Origin of the sequence: Pseudaminobacter salicylatoxidans (assembly GCF_003148475.1) — a bacterium.
Taxonomy (GTDB): domain Bacteria; phylum Pseudomonadota; class Alphaproteobacteria; order Rhizobiales; family Rhizobiaceae; genus Pseudaminobacter; species Pseudaminobacter salicylatoxidans.
In genome coordinates, this window is the sequence record NZ_QGGG01000002.1 from 443,785 (window position 1) to 466,408 (window position 22,624).

Sequence of the window (22,624 nt, forward strand, 5' to 3'; positions counted from 1 at the left end):
CGGAATGCCTCCCGGTCAATCCGCCTTGCGGTCGGCGCGACGCGCCGCAATGTAGCGCATTGCCGTCACGCGGCGGCGCATGATCTCGGTGCGCATCGCCATCAGGTGCAGCGTGAAGAAAAGCACGGTGAAGCCCACCGCCATGATCATCAGCGGCCACAGCATGCTGGCGTCGATGGTCGGCCCGCCCAGCCGGAACACGGAAGCCGGCTGATGCAGCGTGTTCCACCAATCGACCGAGAACTTGATGATCGGGATATTGATGAAGCCGACAAGCGTGATCACCGCGGCGGCACGTGCCGAGCGCGACGGATCGTCGAGCGCGCGGGTAAGTGCGATAATGCCGAGATACATGAGAAACAGCACGAACACCGAGGTCAGCCGCGCATCCCACACCCACCAGGTGCCCCACATGGGCTTGCCCCAAATGGAGCCGGTGATCAACGCCAGCACGGTGAACGCCGCACCGATCGGGGCCGCCGCCTTCAGCGAAACGTCGGCCAGCGGATGGCGCCAGACGAGCGTGCCGAGCGCCGACATCGCCATCACCGAATAGCACATCATCGAAATCCACGCGAAAGGCACGTGGATATACATGATGCGCACGGTGCTGCCCTGCTGGTAGTCCTCAGGCGCGGCAAAACTCAGATAGAGGCCGGCTGCCAATAGCAGCGCGGCAATGGCGGCAAGCCATGGCACCAGCCTGTCGGCCAGCGCCATGAACCGTGTCGGATTTGCCAGGTCGATCCAGCGGCCGGGCCGCGCGCTCAATTCACTCATGAGGGCTATCTAACGCGATCGACACGCCCCTGCAATGAGGGAGGTCGCCGCAGACGCCCTCCCCGGATGTTTTCAGGCAGCTTCAGGCTGCGCGGAAACATGCGCGAGCGCGCGCACATCCTCGTCGGTCAGCAGACCGCCGGCACGCAGCAGGGCCGCGAAGCGGCCATTGGTGGCCGAGAGTTCGGCGAAACCGCCCATTTCGACGATGCGGCCGCTATCCATGAAGATAACCAGGTCGGCATCGCGCACCGTTGTGAGGCGATGGGCGATGATGAAGGTCGTCCTGCCCTGCCGCACGCGGTCGATGGCTTCCTTGACGCGCGTTTCGGTCTCGACGTCCAGCGCGCTGGTCGCCTCGTCGAGCACGAGAATCGGTGCATCCTTGAGAATGGCGCGGGCAATCGCGATGCGCTGGCGCTCGCCGCCGGAAAGCTGGCCGCCGCGCTCGCCGACGCTGGTGTCGTAGCCTTCGCTCTTGGCCAGGATGAAATCCTGTGCCGCCGCGGCTTCGGCCGCCGCATGAACATCGGCGTAGCTGGCGGTTTCACGGCCGATGCGGATGTTCTCCTCGATCGAGCGGTTGAACAGCCCGGCATCCTGGAAGACGGTGGCGATAGCCTGGCGCAGCGAACGCTTCGTGACGGTGGCCGTGTCGATGCCGTCGATGAGGATACGGCCCTGCTGCGGTGAATGGACACGCTGCAGAAGATTGATCAGCGTAGTCTTGCCCGCGCCGGTCGGGCCGACGATGGCCACCGTCTGGCCGGTGCGGATTTCGAAGGAGATGTCGCGCACGCCCTGACCTGAATTGGGGAACTCGAAGCCGACATTATCGAAGCGGATGTGGCCGGTGACGTTCTCCAGTTCGCGCAGGCCTGCAGGCTCCTTGCGATCGGCCACCGAATCCTCAAGCTGGTAGAAGGCTTCGAGCTTGGCGCGCGACTCGAATATCTGGTTCACGAAGTTGGAAATCTGGTCGAGGCGGCTGATCATCAGCGAAGCGAAGCCGGTAAAGGCAACTATGTCGCCGATGCGCAGTTCGCCGCGTGACACCAGCAATGCACCTACCATCAGCACGATCATCATCGAGATGGTGGAGGACAGGCGCTGTAGCGCGCTGGCCAGCGCCCACCAGTCCAGAACCGGATACTGGGCCTGCAGCAGTTCGCGCACATGGTTGCGCAGGCGCTGCGTCTCCAGCCCGATGCGGTTATAGCTCTGCAGCACTGAAACGTTGTTCACCGTATCGGTGACGTGGGAGAATACCTCCTGATAGTGCTTCTCCACGTTGGACTGGCCGTCCTTGGTCTTGTGCATGACGATGCGGCTGATGATGAGATAGGAAACGCCCAGCCCCGCCAGCACGAGCGACATGCGCAGATCCAGCGAGATTGCGGTGGGCACCAGCAGCGCCAGCGCCACGAGCGTGGTCAGGTGCTGGCGCATGAATTCCAGCCACAGGGTGAACAGCGCCTCGACCGCGCGCAGCATGGTGTGCAGCGCGCTGGAGGTGCCGCGTTCCTGATGCCAGGACAGCGGCATGGTGATGACCTGCTCGAAGGTTTCGCACAGCACCGTCGCGCGGCGTGCATGCGCCAGGCGGTCGGCGCCGCGAGCGACCAGCACGAAAGCAACGATGTTGAAGGCACCAAGCGCCGCCCAAAGTACCAGCGTCTGGAACACGTCCTGCTTTTCCGAAATGGCGTCGATCACGCGCCCGAACAGGATGGGCTCGACGATGGTCACCATCGCCAGCACGATGTTCGCGGTGCAGATGAAAAATACGCGCTTCTTCTCGGTAGCCAGATACCGAAGCGCCCGAAAATAGACTTCCAGCAAAGACACGAAACTCACCTCGTGAGAACTAAAGCCGTGCAGCAAGCCTCATCGAACCCGACGCTGCCCGCGACATCGCAAGACAATGCCCACATACAGTCTTGGTTCCGCTTTTTCGAAACAACATCGAGAAACGCCCCGTAATCTCACGTGATCACGTAACGGATTGAGATTTAAAGAAAAATGTCAGCCATACGGCAAAATAATGGCGCCCCGATCCGGATTGATCGGGGCGTGCAAAAATAGCTTCCCGGCTAAGCCGGAACATGGACCACGACGTCGTGTTCGCCCTTCGGCCCGAGCTCGAAAAAGCCACCCGAAGCGCGTTTGCCGTCGACCTCGATGGTGAGCTTCTTCACGGCCTCCCCGCGCACGACCCGGATGCGGTAAACGGCACCCTCCAGTCTGAGCGTTGCGCCGTAGCCCCGCCAGGCGGTGGGCAGGACGGGATTGACGACGATGCGGGTATCTTCCCGCCTGATTCCCAAAATCCCCTCCACGGCAGCTCTATGGAGCCATCCGGCCGACCCGGTGTACCAGGTCCAGCCGCCGCGGCCGCCCTTGTCGCCCTGCGAATAGATGTCCGCGGCGACGACATAAGGCTCGACGCGATAATGCTCCGCTGCCTGCTCATCCAGCGCGTGATTGACCGGATTGAGCATGTTGAAGCAACGGTAGGCGTCATCGGCTCGCCCCATTTCAGCCAAGGCAATGACAAACCAGGTGGCCGCATGGGTGTACTGGCCGCCATTTTCGCGCACCCCCGGCGGATAACTTTTTATGTAGCCGGGGTCCTTGTTTGTGTTCGAAAAGGGCGGCGTGAACAGCCTGATGATGTGTAGATCCTCATCGACCAGGAACTTCATGGCTGAATCCATTGCGGTCCTGGAACGTGCCGGATCGGCATCGCCCGAAAGCACGCTCCACGACTGGGCAATGGAGTCGATCTTGCACTCCTCCGATTCCTGCGAGCCGAGCGGCGTGCCGTCATCATAGCTGCCGCGCCGATACCAGGCACCGTCCCACGCAGCGTTTTCCAGGGCACGCTTGAGCTTGCGGGCATGCTTCTCCCATTTGTCGGCACGTTTGTCGTCGCCTTGCGCGCGTGCGACCGCGCCGAACTCGCCAAGCGTCTTCAGCAGGAACCAGCCGAGCCAGACGCTCTCGCCCTTGCCGCCCTCGCCCACACGGTTCATGCCGTCGTTCCAGTCGCCGCCGAGAATAAGCGGCAAGCCGCTCGCGCCGGTACGCGCAATGGCAAGGTCGAGCGCGCGCGCGCAGTGTTCGTAAAGCGTCGCCGTTTTCTTCGATATTTCAGGCGTATAGAAAGCGTCGTGCTCACCTTCCTTGAGGGCTTCGCCTTCGATGAAAGGTATCTTTTCCTCAAGGATGGATGTGTCTCCGGTCACCTTCACATAGGAAGCGGTGCCGAACGCAAGCCACACGACATCGTCGGAGATGATCGTGCGCACGCCCGCGCCGGTGCGCGGCAGCCACCAGTGCTGCACGTCGCCTTCGGGGAATTGCCGATGTCCGGCATTGACGATCTGGTCCCTTGCAAGCTGCGGATCGTGCAGCATCAGCGACAGCGTGTCCTGCAGCTGATCACGGAAGCCGAACGCGCCGCTGGCCTGATAGAAGGCCGAGCGTGCACGCAGGCGGCAGGCAAGGCTCTGATAGGGCAGCCAGTAATTGACCAGCGCATCGAATGCCTTGTCCGGCGTTTCCACCAGCATCGTGCCGAGGAAATCCGTCCAGTAGCGTTCGTTCTCGGTCAGCCTCTCATCAAAGTCGCGTGCGCGATGGCGTACCACGAGATCTTTCACTTCTTCGTCGGAGTCGACATCGCCAAGCAGGAAGAGCATGGAAGCTTCTTCGCCCGGCGCCACCTCGATGTCCCGTGCGATTGCGGCGCATGGGTCCAGTCCCGCCTCGATCCGACCCGACAGGTCGAGCCCGCGCATCACCACATGCGGGGCCTCGATCGTCCCGCCCCTGCCAATGAATTCGCCGCGATCGGCGGTCACGGACTGGGCCTGCCCATCGCTCGCCAGGAAGGCGATGCGATCGCCGAAGTCCAGGCTGTAGCTGTTGGTGGCCAACAGCGCGCCCGTCTGCGCATCCTGCGAGGAAACGACATTGGAAGCTGATCTGGACCTGTTGTTGCCCAACACCCATTCGGCATAGGCATAGACCCGCAGCCGCGCCGGCACGGTGCCGGCATTGCGGATGCGTAGCCGGGAAATCTTCACCGAATCAACCGGATCAACCAGTTGCGTGACCTCGGCCGTCAATTGTCCACGATCTACCGTGAAGGTGCTGACGCCCTGGCTGTGCCGGGCCTCGTAGCTGATCGAAGGATCGCGGGCGACGGCGGCGAACGGCGAAAACGCCTTTCCGTCGGTATGGTCGTAGATATAGATCGCCTCGCCCGGCCGGTTGCTCACCGGATCGTTCGTCCACGGCGTCAACTGGAAGTCGCGGCTGTTGCGGCTCCAGGTGAAGGATGCGCCTTCCGCCGAGGTGTGGAAGCCGAAATTCGCGTTGGCGATCACGTTGATCCACGGATGCGGCGTGACGCGGTCGCCCGTCAGGCGCACGACATAGTCGCGTCCGCCCCGGTCGAAGCCGCCAAAACCGTTCCACGAGGCCAACCCCTTTCCGCTCGGCGCTGAAACCGTCACCGCGCGCGCGGACGGCAGCGGCGTATGATGCATTTCGGCGGTCAGCTCGCTGAGCATCAGCGATTCGGCCGCAAATGCCGCGTCGCGTGCCTGAAGCGCGGCGATCTCGGCACGTTCGATCTGGTCGAAGATGGTGCCGTTGCGGGTGTGCAGGGCGATCCGCGCCGCCGAAAGCAGCGTCCTGTAGGACATCTCGTCCATCAGATCGCGGCGCACGGCAAAGATATGCTGGCGGGGCCCGAGTTCCTTGCCGCGCAGGCGGCTGTTCTCGGCCAGCGACTCGATCGCCTGCTGCAGGTCCTGCACATAGGAGGCGGCCTGCTCGTTGATCACGACAAGATCGGCCAGAAGCCCTCTCGAGCGCATATATTCCTGGAAGCGCAGCGCTTGTGCGACGATTTCCAGATCAGCCACGTCGCTGATGCGGATCGCAAAGATCGGATAATCGCCGGAGATCGCCATGGGCCACAGCGCCGACTGCCGGCCAAGCCCTGCCGCCACCGTCTCGGCCGGCACGCGCAGCGCCGGATCCGGATAGAGCAGATAGCGCGCCAGCTTCTGCACATTGGCGGCGTCCGAAAGGCTCAGGCCCAGATGGCGCGTCTGTACCTGCGAGCGCGTCCAGGCCAGCATGGCCTGGCGCTGGTAGCTCTCGGGGTGGTCGAGCCGCCCGCGCACTTCGTCGATTTCGTCGCGATTGGCGCCCACGACCGTCCAGAAAGTCAGCGAAACCTTCTTGTTGGCCGGCACGCGCACGCGGCAGCGCAGCGCCATGATCGGGTCGAGCACGAAGCCCGAATTGCCGCCGAGCTGAGCGCCCGGATCGAAGGCCGCGGCATGGGTGATGTTGCGCCCGCGTCCGATGAAGGCGCGGCGGTCGGTTTCTGCCTCCGTGTCGCGTGTCTGCCCGCTGGCATCACTGACGAAATGCACTACCGCGATGTCGGGTTCGTTGGCCGCACGCTTGCGCCGGCTGGCAAAGATCGCCCGATTGCCGGCCGCGATTTCCGTCTCGACGAACATCTTGGAGAAGGCTGGATGCGCGGCATCGGCCAGTTCCGGCGCAAGCACCAGTTCGGCATAGGAGGTGATCTCGATATGCCGGTCCATGGCCCCGTCATTGGCGATGGTTATGCGACGGCCTTCGCCATTGCCTTCCGACACCACGATGCACTCCACCTCCGAGCGCAACGTGCCGACGGTTTTCACGAAGCTCGCCTTGTCGTCGCAGAACAGCGTCTGGGCGTGCTCGTTGGAAGCACGCTTCGGCTCGGTGGTGGCGGACCACCATTCGCCCGTATCGGTATCGCGCAGGAAGAGATAGGTGCCGTAGCGGTCTTCCGTCGGGTCGGCCTCCCATCGGGTGACGGCAAGATCGTTCCAGCGGCTGTAGCCGGAGCCTGTCGCCGTGACCATCACCGAATAGCGGCCGTTGGACAAGAGGTTGGTGGCGCGCAGCGCCCGTGCCGGCTCCACCACCGAGCGCGTCTCGGGATTGTCGTCCACGACCTCCACCTTTGGCCGCTCGTCCGCCTCGGTGCGGACGGTGGCGATCGGAATGTCGCGCGGCGCCTTTTCCTGCAGCAGCAGTTCGGCCGCCTCGATGACTGGATCGCTGTGGAAGCGATCGCGCATGCGGCCCTCGAAGATCGCATTGGCCACGGCCGCGATCGACATTCCCTGATGGTGGGCCATGTAGTTGTAGACGACAGCATGATTGGTGCCCTCGGGAACACGTTGCGGCGTGAAGTCCACCGCGTCGTGATAGCCGTAGCGGCCAAGCCCGCCGATCCGGCGCAGCCTCATCAGGTTCTGCACCGCCTCATGCGGCATGAATTGCGCGGCAAGCGCCGTCGCATAGGGTGCGATCACGGTGTTCTGCGCCAGACCGCGCTTCAGGCCCAACCCCGGTACGCCGAAATTGGTGTACTGATAGGTCATTTCGCGGTCGCGCGCGTTGAAGGCGGCTTCGGAGATGCCCCAGGGAATGCGCTTCGAGCGGCCATACTGGATCTGACGCCGGATGATCAGCTTGTTCGTCTGGTTGAGCAGGCCGCCCTGCGGCTCCTTCATCACCAGCGGCGGCATCAGATACTCGAACATCGAGCCCGACCAGGACAACAGCGCGCCCTTGAAGCCGATCTCGACGATTGGCCGGCCCAGCCGGAACCAATGGTCGGTCGGAATATCGCCCTTGGCGATGGCGAACAGGCTGGTCAGCCGCGCTTCCGAGGCCAAAAGGTCGTAGCAGCTTTCATCCAGCTGATGTTCTTCCACGCGGTAACCGATGGAGAGCAGCTTGCGCTCTCGCCGCAGCAGGAAGGAAAAGTCCATCTCGAAGGCGAAGCGGCGCGTTCGTTCCTGAAGGTTCTTCAGCTTTGCCCGCAGCACCTCGATCGACTTCTCGTCGCTGTGCGCGTCATGGACATGCGCCTCGCACACCGCTTCCAGCTTGGCGGCCCATTCGGTCAGCACCTCGCTGCGATGCGACCGCACCTCGGTGTTGATCGCGCTGGCGAGCTTGCGGATTTCGCCCGACAGCACCGCCAGATTGATGGTGCGGATCGACGCCATCTCCGGCTGTTCCTTGATCGCGGCCACCGCCCGGCTCATGCCGTCGATGCGGTCGCGCAGGCGCTGGCGCAGCGGTCGAAGCTGGCGGCGATCGTCGGGCAAATCGTCGAGATTTTCATCGAGGACGGCGACCGCATCCAGAAGACCGTCGAAATCGCCCTGCAGGTGCACCGATGGCGCTTCCGCCCATTCGGCGCAGGCCGCCGCGACCGCGATGAGATGGCCGGCAAGATTGCCGCTATCGACCGCCGAAACGTAGAGCGGCGAAAGTGGCCGCAGCGTATTGGTCTCGTACCAGTTGTAGAGATGACCGCGATAGCGCCCCATCTTCTCGATGGTCGTCATCGTCTGGTCTATGCGCTCGGCAGCTTCGGCAAGGCTGATCCAGCCGAAGTCACGCGCCGACACCACCGACAGCAGATAGACGCCGATATTGGTGGGCGACGTGCGGTGGGCCACCACCGGGCGCGGCGTTTCCTGGAAATTGTCCGGCGGCAGCCAGTTGTCTTCCTCCGTCACGAAGGCTTCGAAATAGGCCCACGTGCGGCGGGCGGTGATGCGCAACCGGTGTATGTCCTGCGGCGAGATGCGCAGCCTGTCTTCCGTCTCGGCCGAACGGCTGATCAGCCAGGCGAATGCCGGCGAGCCTGCCCAGAAGATGGCAAAGAAGAAGGCGACGAAACTGCCCGTGGAATCGGCCGCAACCGGAATGGCAAGCCCGATGATGGCAATGACCACCGCGCCGCGCATGATGCGGTAGTAGGAATAGAGGTCGTTGCCGCCCGTCTTGTGCGCCTGTGAAGCGGTGCGCCATTCCAGCATATTCTGGCGGCTGACGAAAAACCTGTAGAGGGTGCGCAGCAGCGCATCCCCCATCATCCAGGCCAGATGCGCCATGAGCACCACGCGTACCGCCACCATCGCCGTGCCGAATGCGACATCCCGAAACAGCGCGCTGAAATGGCCGCGCGGCGTGGCATCCCCGCTCTTGGGCAGGATCGAATTGACCACGTCGAAGGTCGGAGCCATGAAAATGACCAGGATCAGCAGCGCCTGCCACTGGGCTGCCTGTGTGAAGGGCAGCAGCGTCCATCCCGCAACGGCCGAAGCGACCCAGAAAATGGGTACCAGCGAGCGTCGCAGATTGTCGAACATCTTCCAGCGCGACAGGGCCGGTACACCCGATCCAAGCTGGAAAATGAAGTTCAGAAGCTGCCAGTCGCCCCTTGCCCAGCGGTGATGGCGCGAGGCGTCGACCGAATAGCGGGTGGGGTAGTCCTCCACCACTTCCACATCGGTGACGAGTCCGGCGCGCGACAGCGCGCCTTCCAGCAGGTCGTGGCTGAGAACGGCGTTTTCGGGGATACGCCCCTTCAGCGCCGCTTCCATGGCATCGACATGATAGAGACCCTTGCCTGTGAAGGTGCCCTCCCCGAAAACGTCCTGATAGACGTCGGAAACGGCGAAGACATATGGATCGAGACCGCGATTGGAGGAAAAGACGCGCTGGAAGAAGGAGGCTTCGTCGCCGGTGGTCAGCGATGCGGTCACGCGCGGCTGCAGAATGGCGTAGCCTGCGGTCACACGCCGTTGCGCCGCGTCGAATTGCGGCCGGTTAAGCGGATGGCACAGCTTGCCGACCAGCCGCTTCACCGCATCGCGGGTCATGCGCGTATCGGCATCGAGCGTCATGACGTGGACGATCTTTTCCGGCAGCGGCGCATCCGGCGGCAGGAAGGTGGTGTCGGCGTCTCCGCGCAGCAGCAGGTTCAACTCATGCAGCTTGCCGCGCTTGCGCTCCCAGCCCATCCAGCACTTTTGCGAGGCGTTATAGAGACGACGGCGGTGCAGCAGATGAAAGAGCGGCGCGCCCCTGGCCGGATAACGCTTGTTGAGCTTGGCGATCTCCTCGCGCGCATAGGCCAGGATTTCCATGTCGCCGGGGCTCTGCTCGGCCGAGCTGTCCGGCCAGTCCGACAACAGCGCATAGTAGATTTCGCCATGCATATTGGCGAGATGGTGGACTTCGAGCTGGCGGACGTTCTCCTCGACATCGTCGCGCGAGCCGATCAGCGAAGGCACCACCACCAGCGTGCGCGCCTCCACCGGAACGCCTTCCTTGTATTCATAGCCGATGAGACGCGTCGGCTTGAGGAACAGCAGCACGATCGTATTGAAAAAGGCCATCGCGCCTTCGCTGGCGGGAAGCGAGAACAGCACAAGCATCAGCACGATCGACGAACTCGCCATGCCAAGGCTGGCCAGGGCATGCCCCGCGAGCGCCAGAAGCAGCGCGGTAAGCGCGAAAACCGGAACGGCCATGCCGAGCCAGCCCGTGCGCCGGAAGGCCCGTTTGAACCACATGGTGAACGGCGGGCGGTAGCCAATTTCGCGTTCCAGATGCTGTCGCTTGGGACCGACGAGGAGGAAGCCGATGTCGTTTCCGGGGCTGATGCCATCGGCTCCCTCCCCGGCTTCCACCAACTCGATGGCGCGGTTGGCGACCTCGAACTCGGTGTGTCCGGAACGCCGCGCCAGATCCTCGATGGCCGCGCGATACTGGTCGCGCGACTGGAAATCCAGATCGGCGAAATTGGTGCGCTGGCGCAGCAGAGAATCGACCGGGCTGACCGACTCGAACCAGAGCGTCCAGTCGACATCATTGAGCAGCCGCAATCCCCGGATGATGTTGCCGGTGGTGACGTTGCCGCTCGAAAGCGTCTGGTGCTCGCTGAGGATGATTTCCTCTGCGTCCGATCCCGATTTCTCGAGCTGGTCCTCCAGCCAAACCAGCGCGCGGCCGGCATTTTGCGACCCGTCGCGCAGGCGATAGAGGAGCTGGGTGGCGAACGTGGTGTCGCGCGCATGCGTGGTGTAGTGGGAAAGAATGGCCCGGCGCGCCTCGCCGTCGCCGGCGGCCAGCACCCTGTCGGCAACGTCGTTGGCGACCTGGCGCATGTCATGGGTGCGGTTCACCCGCACAGCCAGTCGGCGCAGATTCTCGATCAGCACGAAGCGAAGAAGCGAAGGCAGCGCCCACAGTTCGCCGATACGCATCGGCTCGACGCTTTGATAGCCGTCGATGAGCGCTTTGAACATGTCGGCCGACACCATGCTGTCGGAATGGGCGACATAGACCCATGCCAGCGCCAGCGTGCGCGGCAGTTCAACGCCATTCGCCAACTTTATGGTCGGCAGTTCGGCATAGAAGCGGCGCGGCAGGTCGCGCTTGATCTGGAAGATGGTTTCTTCGACGAGATAGTTGTTGTCGAGCAGCCACTGGGCGGCCGGCGTTATCGTTTCGCCGCGGGCCTGCGCCGAGTTGGTCGCGCGATAGACCTCCAGGATCTTGTCGGCGTCCTCGCGGATCCTCGCCTGAAAATCGAAGGCTTCGATGTCATAGCAGTCTTCAAGCTCGCGGCGCGCGAGTGCCGCGCCTAGCGCAAACAGCTTCTCTTCCGGAAGGAAGTTCGACCGGATCGGGTGCTCCAGAGTTTCGGGAAACTTTGCTGCCTTCTCCAGAGAGGCCGGATCGGTCTGAACATTCATCAATATCAATTCCGCTCAACAACAAACAGGCCGCGCCAGGGACGAGCCACTACACGGCAGAACAGTTCGGATGACGATTGGTTGCATGGCACCGTCGTCCAAACCGCTTTTTCCCCCTGGGACAGGAGAAAGGTGGAAATGTGTCGGACATTTCCCTGTCAAAAAGTCATTTGAATCAATGAGAAGACGAAAAGCGCCAATTCGGGCTTTTTCGTGTTTGACAGCCCGTTTTCAGCCACATTTACGTTACGCTCCGACACAATATGTCAGAAGCTTTTCGGGGCGCACGGCGGTCGCGCATCAGGGGGCACTCAGGGGAGAAAGGGGCTGTTCTTCGGGAGGCATGGTCATGCCGCCGACACGCGGCGACACGACAAGGCAACTCGGCTCCGGATGGGGCTCAGACTGCTGCGGTGATGATGATCTCGACCTTGTAGTCCGGCGTGGCCAGCTTGGCTTCGCCGGTGGCGCGCGCGGGCGTATGGCCCTGCGGCACCCATGCATCCCAAACGGCGTTCATTTCGCCAAAAGTATCCATATCGGCAAGCCAGATGATCGCCTGCAGGATCTTGGTCTTGTCCGAACCGGCCTTGGCGAGCAGTGCATCGATCTCGGCGAGAACGGCCGTGGTCTGCTCGGTAACGGAGGCGCCGGGCGCGCCGACCTGGCCGGCCAGATAGATCGTATTGTTGTGGATGACGATGTCGCTCATACGGCGGCCGACATCGATGCGGCGGATGGTCATGGCTGGCTTCCTTCCTGTTGGTCGTTGCCCCGTCTTCATAGATTTCGCCCATGCGCCCGGCAAGGCCGCGCGGACGAATCCCCGACATCTCCCCATCCATTATGATCCGTCGCCGGATGTGCGCCGATTTGCGTGAAATTCGCGTCCACCCTCGTTGACTAATGTAATAACATCACATATCCAGTCACCAGGATCACAAGAACCGTGCTGCAAGAGCCCCGATGACCGACGCCTGCCTGACATTCCGTGACCTGACGCTGGGCTACAACAGCCATCCTGCCGTGCATCATCTCAACGGCTCGGTAAAGGCTGGATCGCTGACCGCGGTGGTGGGCGCCAATGGTTCCGGGAAATCCACGCTCATGAAAGGGATCGTGGGCGTGCTCAAGCCGATGGCTGGCTCTTGCTCCAACGTGCGCAACGCCCGCATCGCCTATCTGCCGCAGCAATCCGAACTCGACCGCACCTTCCCCGCCCGCGTCGTCGACCTGGTGTCTCTCGGGCTTTGGCCCCGGCGCGGCCTCCTGGGACGCTATAGCCAGCAGGATCGCGACGAGGTTTCCAGGGCGTTGATGGCGGTCGGCCTCAAGGGTTTCGAGAAACGGCCCATCGACACACTGTCTGGCGGCCAGTTGCAACGCGCGCTGTTCGCCCGCGTTCTCGTGCAGGATGCGGAACTGATCCTGCTTGACGAACCTTTCAATGCCGTGGACGCCAAGACGATCGGCGACCTCGTCCAGCTCATCAAGCGCTGGCATGGCGAAAGCCGCACCGTCATGGTGGTGGTGCACGATCTGGACCTCGTGCGCGAGCACTTTCCCGAAACGCTGCTGCTGGCGCGCAACCCCATCGCCTGGGGCGCGACGAAGGAAACGCTGCGGCCGGAAAACCTGCTGCGCGCACGTCGCTTCGACGAAGCCTGGCACGAGAACGCCCCCTGGTGCGAACCAGACCACGGTCATACGGACGGACATGCCCATGCGCATGACGGCCATCATCACCATGAGCATGGCGAGACCCATGACTTTCCCGATCACGAATCCGGCCCCCGGGCAGCCTGAGTCCGAGCCATGTATGATTTCCTGATCGCCCCATTTCTCGAATTCGGCTTCATGCAGCGCGCGCTTGGCGGCTCGCTGATGCTGTCGCTGGGTGCCTGCCCGGTCGGCGTGTTCCTGATGCTGCGGCGCATGAGCCTGACCGGCGACGCCATGGCGCACGCCATCCTGCCGGGCGCGGCCGTCGGATTCCTGTTCTTCGGTCTTCAGATCGTGCCCATGACCATCGGCGGGCTGATTGCCGGGGTCATCGTCGCGATGGGCGCGGGCGCGGTCTCACGCTTTACAGTGCAGAAGGAGGACGCCTCCATGGCCGCCTTCTATCTGATCTCGCTGGCGCTCGGCGTGCTGATGGTTTCGCTGCGCGGGTCGAGCGTGGATCTCATGCATGTGCTGTTCGGCACTGTGCTGGCGCTCAACAACGAGGCTTTGGGTCTCATCGCAGCAATCTCGGTCATCACCTTGATAACGCTTGTGATCTTTTGGCGCGCCATCGTTGCCGAATGCCTCGATCCGCTGTTCCTGCGCTCGGTCAGCGGACTGGGCATGCCAGTGCATTTCATCTTTCTGGGACTGGTGGTGCTCAATCTGGTCGGCGGCTTCCAGGCGCTCGGAACCCTCCTTTCGGTCGGCCTGATGATGCTGCCTGCCGCGGCCGCGCGCTTCTGGAGCACCCGCGTCGAGCCGATGTGCGTTCTGGCCGTTCTGATCGGCTTCGGCTCCTGCATTGCGGGGCTGCTGCTGTCCTATCACGCCGCCCTGCCCTCCGGCCCGGCCATCATCCTCTCGGCCGGCTTCGTCTATCTTGTCTCGACCGTGTTCGGCACGCGTGGCGTCATCAACATGCGCATGCGCCGCCACCATCACAGAACCGCCTGATCCAACCAGAAGGAGCCCCTTTCCGATGCTGAAGTCTTTTCGACGCGCCGCGCTCGCAACTGTTATAACATTAACATCATTCGGGACGGCTTCCGCCTATGCCGAGCCGCTGAAAGTTGTCGCGAGCTTCTCCATCATCGGTGATTTTGCGCAGAATGTCGGCGGCGACCGTATCGCACTGACCACGCTGGTCGGCCCGGACGGCGACGCCCATGTCTATGAACCCAAGCCAGCCGACGCGATGGCCATGAGCAAGGCCGATATAGTGCTTGTCAACGGCCTGCATTTCGAGGGGTTCCTGCAGCGTCTGGTCGAAGCGAGCGCAACCAAGGCTTCCGTCGTGGAGCTGACCAAGGGCGTCGAGCCGATCGCGATGAAGGAAGAGCATGCGCATGAAGAAGGCGAAAGCCACGGGCACCATCATCATGGCGACACCGACCCGCACGCCTTCCAGTCCATTGCCAATGCCAAAATCTACGTGAAGAACATCGCGGACGCCTTCTGCGCCGCTGACGCGCAGGGCTGCGACAGCTACGAGGCCAATGCCGAGGCCTACACGCGGAAGCTCGCGGAGGCCGAAACCGAGGTAAAAGCAGCAGTTGCCTCCATTCCCCAGGACAAGCGCGTCATCATCACGTCGCATGACGCTTTCGGCTATTTCGAGCATGCCTATGGCCTCACCTTTCTCGCGCCGGAAGGTATCTCGACCGAAGCCGAAGCCTCGGCAGCCGATGTCGCCGCACTGATCCGGCAGGTGAAAGAAGACAAGGCCTCGGCCATCTTTGTGGAAAACATCACCAATGCCCGGCTGATCGAGCAGATTGCAGCGGAAACCGACCTGAAAGTCGGCGGAACGCTCTATTCCGACGCCCTGTCGTCCAATGATGGTCCCGCATCGACCTATATCGATATGATGCGCAACAACATTGCCACCATCAAGGGTGCGATCATGGGAAGCTGAAGTCGCTTCCGCTTCCAAAGCGTCGAACGAGCAGCTGAAAACCCCGCTTTCGACGCCGCGAAACTTCGGAGTGTTCCCGTGCTCGACGGAACACTCCCCTCAGACCGATGAAAATCCGGCTTGCAGGCGGGATGCGTTCCCGCCTTTTTCGAAGCCATACTTGTAATGTTATTACATAATAAAGGAAAACCATGACTTCCTTCTTCAATAAGGCCTCGGCCGCCGCACTGCTCCTCGGCTTCATGCCCACCGCGACCCTGGCCGACGAACAGACGGCCTGGCGATTGTTCATCGCCGACCACGGCCAGCCGGCCGTTCATGTCATCGACGCAGTGAGCGGTACGGAACTGGTAAGCTTTGCCACCAGGGCCCCAGCAACTCTTTACCGCAGCGGCAGCGGCAGGACCGTTTTTGCCGTGCAGCGGGACGGCAATGTGGTGCAGGCGATCTCCAGCGGCATTTCGACCAGCGATCACGGCGACCATGGCGACCTCAAGGTCGAGGAGACCAAGTTGCTTGATATGGCTGTTGCCGGCACCAGGCCCGTCCACTTCGTGGATCATGGCGGCAACATCGCCTTGTTCTTCGATGGCGAAGGCATAGCCCGCATCATTCCGGAAAGTGAGGTGCTGGCAGGGTCGCCATCGGTCCGTGAGATCAGGACGGGCGCTCCCCATCACGGCGTCGCCATTACATTCGGCGACCATGTGCTGGTGACGGAGCCAAACAAGGAAAAGCCGGACGAGCTACCGGTGGGCATCCGCGTGCTCGATGCGCAGGGCACGCCGGCAGGCGGTCTGCACGCCTGTCCGGACCTTCATGGCGAGGCGGCGTCCGGCAACATCGTCGCCATCGCCTGCGCCAAGGGACTGTTGATCGCGCAAGCCGGTGACAAGGGACCATCGATCGGGTTCCTGCCCTATTCGGACGAGTTGCCCGAGGGCAAAGTGACCACGCTGCTCGGCGGCAAGGGGCTGCAATATTTCCTTGGCAATTACGGCCCAAGCGCGATCGTGCTGATCGACCCGACGGCTGACGATGCCTTCCGCCGCATCGAACTGCCCACGCGACGCGTGCATTTCGCCGTCGATCCGGTGCGGCCGAAATTCGCATATGTCTTCACCGAGGACGGCAGGCTGCATCAGCTCGATGTGATTTCGGGCAAGATCACCAGATCGCTGGCGCTCACCGAGCCCTACAGCATGGATGGTCACTGGAGCGACCCGCGCCCGCGCGTGGCGGTTGCGGGCGATGCGATCTTCGTCACCGATCCGCTGAAGAGCACACTGCACATGATCGATGCCGCCAGCTTCGAGAAGACCCGCGACATCGCCATTGCAGGCAAGCCCTTCAACATCGTCGCAGTCGGCGGTTCCGGCGAGGCGCACTGACGCAAGCCGCCTGAGCCACATCGCATCAGCCAAGCCTCCCAAGGCGGTTGACCCGACCTCCCCTCTTCACATACTCAGGCGCATGTCCTGAAGGGAGGTCGGGCATCTACTGGCAACGGCCTCTCTCCCGACCAGCCAGCTACAGGCGCCGAGGCGCCAACAGGGAGTTTTTCGCATGACCGAGGCCGTGACCATCGCACGCGACGGCGAGATCGCCATCGTTACCATCGACAATCCGCCCGTGAACGCGATGAGTTTTCACGTGCGCGAGCCGCTGATGGCCGCCCTCACCGCCCTGCGCGACGACGCGTCCGTTGCCGGCATCGTACTGGCCTGCGCGGGCCGCACCTTCGTCGCCGGCGCCGACATCACCGAATTCGGCAAGCCGATGCAGAAGCCGGAACTGCGCGATCTGATCGCCGCACTCGAAACGCTCGGCAAGCCGGCGGTCGCCGCCATCCACGGCACGGCGCTCGGTGGCGGGCTGGAGCTGGCGCTGGGCTGTCATTTCCGCGTGGCCGAGGCGAGCGCGAAACTGGGCTTGCCGGAAGTCAAGCTCGGCATCCTGCCCGGCGGCGGCGGCACAGTCCGCCTGCCGCGCCTCGTCGGCCCGCTCAAGGCGCTCGACATGATCGTCTCCGGCACTCCGATCAGCGCCAAGGACGCACTTGCCAATGGCCTCGTGGATGCGCTGGTGGACGGCGATCTCGTCGCCAAGGCCGCCGCGTTCGCGCGCGAGCAGGTCAAGTCCGGCAAACAACCGGTTGCCGTGCGCGACCGCAACGAACTGGTCGAAAGCGCCGATCTCGCCGCCGTCGATGCGCGCGCGACAGAACTCGCCAGGAAAGCACGCGGGCTGGAGGCCCCCATCGCCTGCGCTGAAGCCGTCCGCAACGCACTTACCCTGCCTTTCGACGAGGCGTTGACCAGAGAGCGCGAAGTCTTCGCCAAGCTGGTCGCCGGCGACCAGTCGAAGGCGCAGCGCCACCTGTTCTTTGCCGAGCGCGAGGCGGCCAAGGTGCCGGGCGTCGGCAAGGACGTGAAGCCACGCGAAATTGCCCGCGTCGGCATCATCGGCGCTGGCACCATGGGCGGCGGCATCGCAATGGCCTTCGTCAATGGCGGTATTCCAGTCACCCTGCTGGAAATGAATCGCGAAGCGCTTGACCGTGGCCTGGCCACCATCGAAAAGAACTACGCGATTTCCGTCTCGCGCGGTTCGCTGACGGAAGAGGCCAAGGCCGGGCGCATGGCCGCCTTCACCCCCTCCACGGACTATGCCGACCTTGCCGATTGCGACCTCATCATCGAGGCCGTGTTCGAGGAAATGTCGGTGAAGAAGGACGTATTCGGCAAGATCGAGGCTGTGGCCAAGCCCGGCGCGATCCTCGCCACCAACACGTCCTATCTTGATGTCAATGAGATTGCCGCCTCGACCGGCCGGCCGCAGGATTTCCTGGGCCTCCACTTCTTCTCGCCGGCCAATGTGATGAAGCTGCTTGAAATCGTGCGCGGCGCAAAGACCGCCCCCGACGTGCTGGCAACGGCGCTTGCCGTGGGCAAGAAGATCGGCAAGGTGCCGGTCGTCGTCGGCGTCTGCCACGGTTTCGTCGGCAACCGCATGCTCGGCGCGCGCGGCGCGGAAACCGAACCGCTGCTGCTGGAAGGCGCAACGCCGCAACAGGTCGACAATGTGTTCACCGATTTCGGCTGGCCTATGGGTCCGTTCCAGATGTGGGACCTCGCGGGCCTCGACATCGGCTGGCGCAACCGCAAGGCGCAGGGCAAGACGGCAGTCATCGCCGACACGCTGTGTGAGCGGGGGCATTTCGGCCAGAAAACCGGACGCGGCGTCTATCTCTACGAAAGCGGATCGCGCACGCCGACACCCGACCCTGAGGTCGCGGCCCTGATCGAGGAGAAGGCGAAACAACTCGGCATCGACCGTCGCGAGATTTCGTCCCAGGAGATCATCGAGCGCACATTCTACCCGCTGATCAACGAAGGTGCGAAGATCCTCGAGGAAGGCATCGCTGCGCGCGCATCCGACATCGATATAGTCTGGGTCAACGGCTACGGCTTCCCCATCGGCAAGGGCGGCCCGATGTTCTGGGCAAGCCTCGAAGGCTACGGCAAGATCGTTGAGCGGCTCGATTATTGGTATGCCCGTACCGGCAAGGACATCTTCAAGCCGGCCGAACTGCTGCGCAAGGCCGCCGAAACCGGCAAGCTGGCGGAAGCCGCCTGAGCGCCGGAACGGCAGCGGCAACAAAATCCTGCTTGCGAGGCGCGTGACGCCTCGCGAAACCTTGCGGCCCGCACTATGTTTGCCGCAATCGGCCAGAGCGAGAGGGCTTCCCGTTGAATCGCCATCTCGTTCTAAGATTTTGTTTTCGAGCATGTTGCTCCCGAAGTCGCCATTTTTTCGGGAGCCATGCCCCAAGCGCCTGCGAGGAGCACTATGGAATACCGACAGATTTCCGACGATTATTCGGTCTCGGGACAGATCACCACCGAAGATGTCGCCACCATCAAGGCCGCAGGTTTCAAGGGCGTCATCTGCAACCGTCCCGACAATGAGCAACCGGGTCAGCCCTCGGCCGCAGAAATTAGACAGGTCGTGGAGGCTGCCGGTCTCGGTTTCCGTCATGTGCCCATGGTCAGCGGACAGCCGGTCACCATGGAGGATGCGGAGGCCATGGCAACGGCTCTGGACGAACTCGAAGGTCCGGTCTTCGCCTATTGCCGCTCCGGCGCCCGCTCGACCAACCTGTTCCTGGCTGCCCAGCAGATCAGGAGCTGAGCCTTCCCACTCCCTGCCGCTATAGCGGCAGGGCCTGCGTCTCTTTCAGCGTCTGCAACACGATCGCCGTTTTCACATGCTGCACGGCTTCGTGCGGCAGAAGCACGCCATTGACGAAGTCGGCCAGCGACTTCAGGTCTGGCGTCACCACCTTCAGGATATAGTCCATCTCGCCGGTCAGGGCGTGCGCCTCCTGCACTTCCGGCAGGCGCGCAAGCAGATCGGCGAAGCGCTGCGCATTGTCGCGATTATGCGTCGCCAGCGTCACCGAGATGACGTTGACCAGCGGAAATCCCAGACGGTCCCGGTCGAGCACGGCGCGGTAGCCACGAATAAAACCGTCATCCTCCAGCCTCTGACGCCGCCGCGAACATTGCGACGGCGACAGGTTCACGCGCTCCGACAAATCGTTGTTGGTGAGCCGGCCATCGGCCTGAAGCAGTGACAGTATCTTGCGATCAAACTGATCAAGACGCGCATCAACCATAGTCAAGCTCACTTTCCTACACGGTCCATGCGCATTCCGAGCATTTTCGGCATTCGAACGCAAGCACCGTGCACCTTCGGAAGCGTATTATACCGCATGTAGAAAATCGCGGCCTCCGGCCGCAGGAGGAGATACTATGGGACCCTTCCCTCACGACGCGCCGCCCGCCACCATCAGCGATACGAACCCCGCCGGCACGGACGGCTTCGAGTTTGTCGAATTCGCCCATATGGAGCCGGAAAAGCTCTCCGAACTGTTCACGCGCATGGGCTATGTGCCGGTCGCCAAACACCGGACGAAAAACATCACCGTCTGGCGCCAGGGCGACATCAACTATGTGCTGAACGCCGAGCCCGGCTCGCACGGCATGAAGTTCGTGGAAAAGCACGGACCTTGCGCGCCTTCCATGGCCTGGCGTGTGGTCGATGCCAGACACGCCTTCGACCATGCCGTTTCCAAGGGCGCCACCCCCTATGACGGTGACGACAAGACGCTGGACGTTCCGGCTATTGTCGGCATCGGCGGCTCGCTGATCTATTTCGTGGAAAAATACGGCGACAAGGGTTCGGCCTATGATACCGAGTTCGACTGGCTGGGCGCGCGTGACCCCAAGCCGGAAGGCGTCGGCTTCTATTTCCTCGACCACCTGACGCACAATGTCTATCGTGGCAACATGGACAAGTGGTGGGACTTTTATCGCGACCTGTTCGGCTTCACCCAGATCCACTATTTCGACATCGACGGCCGCATCACCGGGCTGGTCAGCCGCGCCATAACCTCACCCTGCGGCAAGATCCGCATTCCGCTGAACGAGTCGAAGGACGACACCAGCCAGATCGCCGAATATCTGCGCAAATATAATGGCGAAGGCATCCAGCACATCGCAGTCGGCACGGACGCGATCTACGACGCCACCGACAGGCTTGCCGATAACGGGCTGAAGTTCATGCCCGGCCCACCGGACACCTACTACGAAATGTCGCGCAAGCGCGTGCATGGCCACGACGAGCCGATCGAGCGCATGAAAACGCACGGCATCCTGATCGACGGTGAAGGCGTGGTGAACGGCGGCATGACCAAGATCCTGCTGCAGATATTCTCCAAGACCGTAATCGGCCCGATCTTCTTCGAATTCATCCAGCGCAAGGGCGACGAAGGGTTCGGCGAAGGTAACTTCCGCGCACTCTTCGAATCCATCGAGGAAGACCAGATCCGCCGCGGCGTGATCAAGATCCAGGCGGCGGAGTAACCTGTCTCAATCAGCCGGATCGGCAACCGTCGATCCGGCTTTTCTGGCGTCAGAGCTCCAGTCGCTCCACTTCGTCCTTCCTGAAGCGCAGATCGTAGTCGAGGAAGAACTCATCGAGTTGCGGCGGCGCGACGGACGTGCCGGCAAGCATTGCATGCACCTGTCCGCGGTGATGGATCTGGTGCAGGAAGAGGTGCGACAGAAGATCGCCGATCCTTTCGGGAATGATGCCCGCCTCGCCGCGATCCGTCGGCACATGGCGGTCGAGATCGTCGGGTTCGAGTTCATCGCAGAAATCGATCAGCCTGCCGTCCAGCTCTGCCTGCATGGCCGCGAGCTTCGCCGGGTCTTCACAGGGGAAAAATCGGTCGAACAGCCTGCGCCCCTCGCCGCCCTCCACCAGCATGTCGAAATAGAACAGGTCGACTTCGTAGATGTGGTTCAGCGTTTCGCTGATCGAGGGGAAGAAGCTTACCCGCTGCGCCTCGAACTCGCCGGGCTGGAGCGCCAGCACCGCGCGATAGAGCCGGTCGTTCGACCAACGATTGTTGCGCGCCATCTGACGATTGTGCGTCAGCACGTCCATGCGCCCGACTCTCGTTTAGTTTTCGTACTTCAAGACGGTCTGCTCGATAGCCCCAAAGATCGAGTGGTGCCCGGTCTGATCCTTCATCTCGATGCGCACCGTGTCGCCGAAATGTAGGAATGGCGTCTTCGGCGCCCCACTTTCAAGCGTTTCGATGGTGCGCAACTCAGCGATGCAGGAATAGCCGACCCCGCCCTCGTCTACCGGCTTTCCGGGACCACCGTCGAGCTTGTTGGACACCGTACCGGAGCCGATGATGGTGCCGGCCACCAGCGGCCGCGTCCTGGCGGCATGAGCGACCAGCTGCGGAAAATCGAATGTCATGTCAACACCGGCATTGGCCCGGCCGAAGGGCTTGCCGTTGAGGTCGACATTGAGCGGCAGATGAACCTTGCCGCCATCCCAGGCATCGCCAAGCTCGTCCGGTGTCACCGCCACCGGCGAAAAGGCCGAAGACGGCTTGGACTGGAAGAAGCCGAAGCCCTTTGCAAGTTCGGCCGGGATCAGGCCGCGCAGCGAAACATCGTTGACCAGCATGACGAGGCGGATGGCGTCGCGCGCTTCATCCTCGCTTGCGCCCATCGGCACGTCGCCGACGATGACAGCGACCTCGGCCTCCATGTCGGCGCCATAGGTCTCGTCGGCAAGCGGGATCGGGTCGCGAGGCCCCAGGAAGGCATCGGAGCCGCCCTGATACATCAGCGGGTCGGTCCAGAAGCTCTCCGGCATGGCGGCACCGCGCGCCTTGCGCACCAGTTCCACATGATTGACATAGGCCGAGCCATCCGCCCACTGATAGGCGCGCGGCAGCGGTGAATGCGCGTTGTGCTCGTGGAAACGTTCCGAGGGCACTGCACCATGCTCCAGTGATTCCGCCAATGTCGCCAGATGCGGCGCAATGCGTTGCCAATCGTCCAGCGCAGCCTGCAATGTCGGCACCAGGAAGGATACGTCGGTGCAACGCGTCAGGTCGGTCGACACCACCACAAGCTTTCCGTCACGCGAGCCGTTCTTGAGCGTCGCCAGTTTCATGCAGTCC

The 22,624-nt window shown here is 62.6% G+C and carries 14 protein-coding genes; 7 read left to right on the forward strand and 7 right to left on the reverse strand.

Features of this window, described 5'->3' with window-relative positions; genetic code table 11:
* Window positions 1-15 precede the first annotated feature (15 nt).
* The 4 genes from C7441_RS04770 to C7441_RS04785 all read right to left on the reverse strand — a co-directional run bounded on the left by C7441_RS04770 (window position 16) and on the right by C7441_RS04785 (window position 12,171).
* Entirely contained in the window at window positions 16-780 is a 765-nt protein-coding gene (locus tag C7441_RS04770) for a heme ABC transporter permease (RefSeq protein WP_109611886.1), read from the reverse strand.
* A 72-nt stretch (window positions 781-852) separates the two neighbouring features.
* Window positions 853-2,628, reverse strand: a complete 1,776-nt coding sequence (locus C7441_RS04775) for a glucan ABC transporter ATP-binding protein/ permease (protein ID WP_026060602.1) — start codon at window positions 2,626-2,628, stop codon at window positions 853-855.
* A gap of 245 nt (window positions 2,629-2,873) precedes the next feature.
* Window positions 2,874-11,426 (reverse strand): glycoside hydrolase family 94 protein, encoded by an 8,553-nt coding sequence (locus C7441_RS04780; RefSeq protein WP_109611887.1) that lies wholly within the window; start codon window positions 11,424-11,426, stop codon window positions 2,874-2,876.
* Window positions 11,427-11,826: 400 nt separating this feature from the next.
* The gene (locus C7441_RS04785) at window positions 11,827-12,171 is read right to left on the reverse strand and encodes a RidA family protein (protein WP_019173630.1); all 345 of its coding nucleotides are present in this window, start codon (window positions 12,169-12,171) and stop codon (window positions 11,827-11,829) included.
* A 221-nt stretch (window positions 12,172-12,392) separates the two neighbouring features.
* Between C7441_RS04785 and aztA the strand changes: the two genes are divergently transcribed.
* The 6 genes from aztA (at window position 12,393) to C7441_RS04815 (ending at window position 19,263) form a co-directional block, all read left to right on the forward strand.
* Window positions 12,393-13,232 carry a zinc ABC transporter ATP-binding protein AztA gene (gene aztA / locus C7441_RS04790; RefSeq protein ID WP_019173631.1) on the forward strand — a complete coding sequence of 280 codons (840 nt, stop codon included), beginning with the start codon at window positions 12,393-12,395 and terminating at the stop codon, window positions 13,230-13,232.
* Window positions 13,233-13,241: 9 nt separating this feature from the next.
* Window positions 13,242-14,108 carry a zinc ABC transporter permease AztB gene (aztB, locus tag C7441_RS04795; protein WP_019173632.1) on the forward strand — a complete coding sequence of 289 codons (867 nt, stop codon included), beginning with the start codon at window positions 13,242-13,244 and terminating at the stop codon, window positions 14,106-14,108.
* 25 nt (window positions 14,109-14,133) lie between these two features.
* The gene (gene aztC, locus C7441_RS04800) at window positions 14,134-15,069 is read left to right on the forward strand and encodes a zinc ABC transporter substrate-binding protein AztC (protein WP_109611888.1); all 936 of its coding nucleotides are present in this window, start codon (window positions 14,134-14,136) and stop codon (window positions 15,067-15,069) included.
* 191 nt (window positions 15,070-15,260) lie between these two features.
* Complete coding sequence (gene aztD, locus C7441_RS04805; protein ID WP_109611889.1) at window positions 15,261-16,460, forward strand: zinc metallochaperone AztD; 1,200 nt, start codon at window positions 15,261-15,263, stop codon at window positions 16,458-16,460.
* A gap of 175 nt (window positions 16,461-16,635) precedes the next feature.
* Window positions 16,636-18,708 carry a 3-hydroxyacyl-CoA dehydrogenase NAD-binding domain-containing protein gene (locus C7441_RS04810; RefSeq protein WP_109611890.1) on the forward strand — a complete coding sequence of 691 codons (2,073 nt, stop codon included), beginning with the start codon at window positions 16,636-16,638 and terminating at the stop codon, window positions 18,706-18,708.
* Between the two features lie 213 nt (window positions 18,709-18,921).
* Window positions 18,922-19,263 (forward strand): protein tyrosine phosphatase family protein, encoded by a 342-nt coding sequence (locus C7441_RS04815; protein WP_109611891.1) that lies wholly within the window; start codon window positions 18,922-18,924, stop codon window positions 19,261-19,263.
* A gap of 19 nt (window positions 19,264-19,282) precedes the next feature.
* Here C7441_RS04815 and C7441_RS04820 read toward each other — a convergent pair whose 3' ends face one another.
* Window positions 19,283-19,750 carry an Lrp/AsnC family transcriptional regulator gene (locus C7441_RS04820; RefSeq protein ID WP_019173637.1) on the reverse strand — a complete coding sequence of 156 codons (468 nt, stop codon included), beginning with the start codon at window positions 19,748-19,750 and terminating at the stop codon, window positions 19,283-19,285.
* A gap of 136 nt (window positions 19,751-19,886) precedes the next feature.
* Here C7441_RS04820 and hppD point away from each other — a divergent pair, with 136 nt between their 5' ends.
* Window positions 19,887-20,999 carry a 4-hydroxyphenylpyruvate dioxygenase gene (gene hppD / locus C7441_RS04825; protein WP_109611892.1) on the forward strand — a complete coding sequence of 371 codons (1,113 nt, stop codon included), beginning with the start codon at window positions 19,887-19,889 and terminating at the stop codon, window positions 20,997-20,999.
* A 49-nt stretch (window positions 21,000-21,048) separates the two neighbouring features.
* On the opposite strand, the gene C7441_RS04830 is transcribed toward hppD, so the two are convergent.
* On the reverse strand, window positions 21,049-21,585 hold the full coding sequence (locus C7441_RS04830; RefSeq protein WP_109611893.1) for a DinB family protein: 537 nt from the start codon (window positions 21,583-21,585) through the stop codon (window positions 21,049-21,051).
* 15 nt (window positions 21,586-21,600) lie between these two features.
* Complete coding sequence (locus tag C7441_RS04835; protein WP_109611894.1) at window positions 21,601-22,617, reverse strand: fumarylacetoacetate hydrolase family protein; 1,017 nt, start codon at window positions 22,615-22,617, stop codon at window positions 21,601-21,603.
* Between the last annotated feature and the right edge of the window lie 7 nt (window positions 22,618-22,624).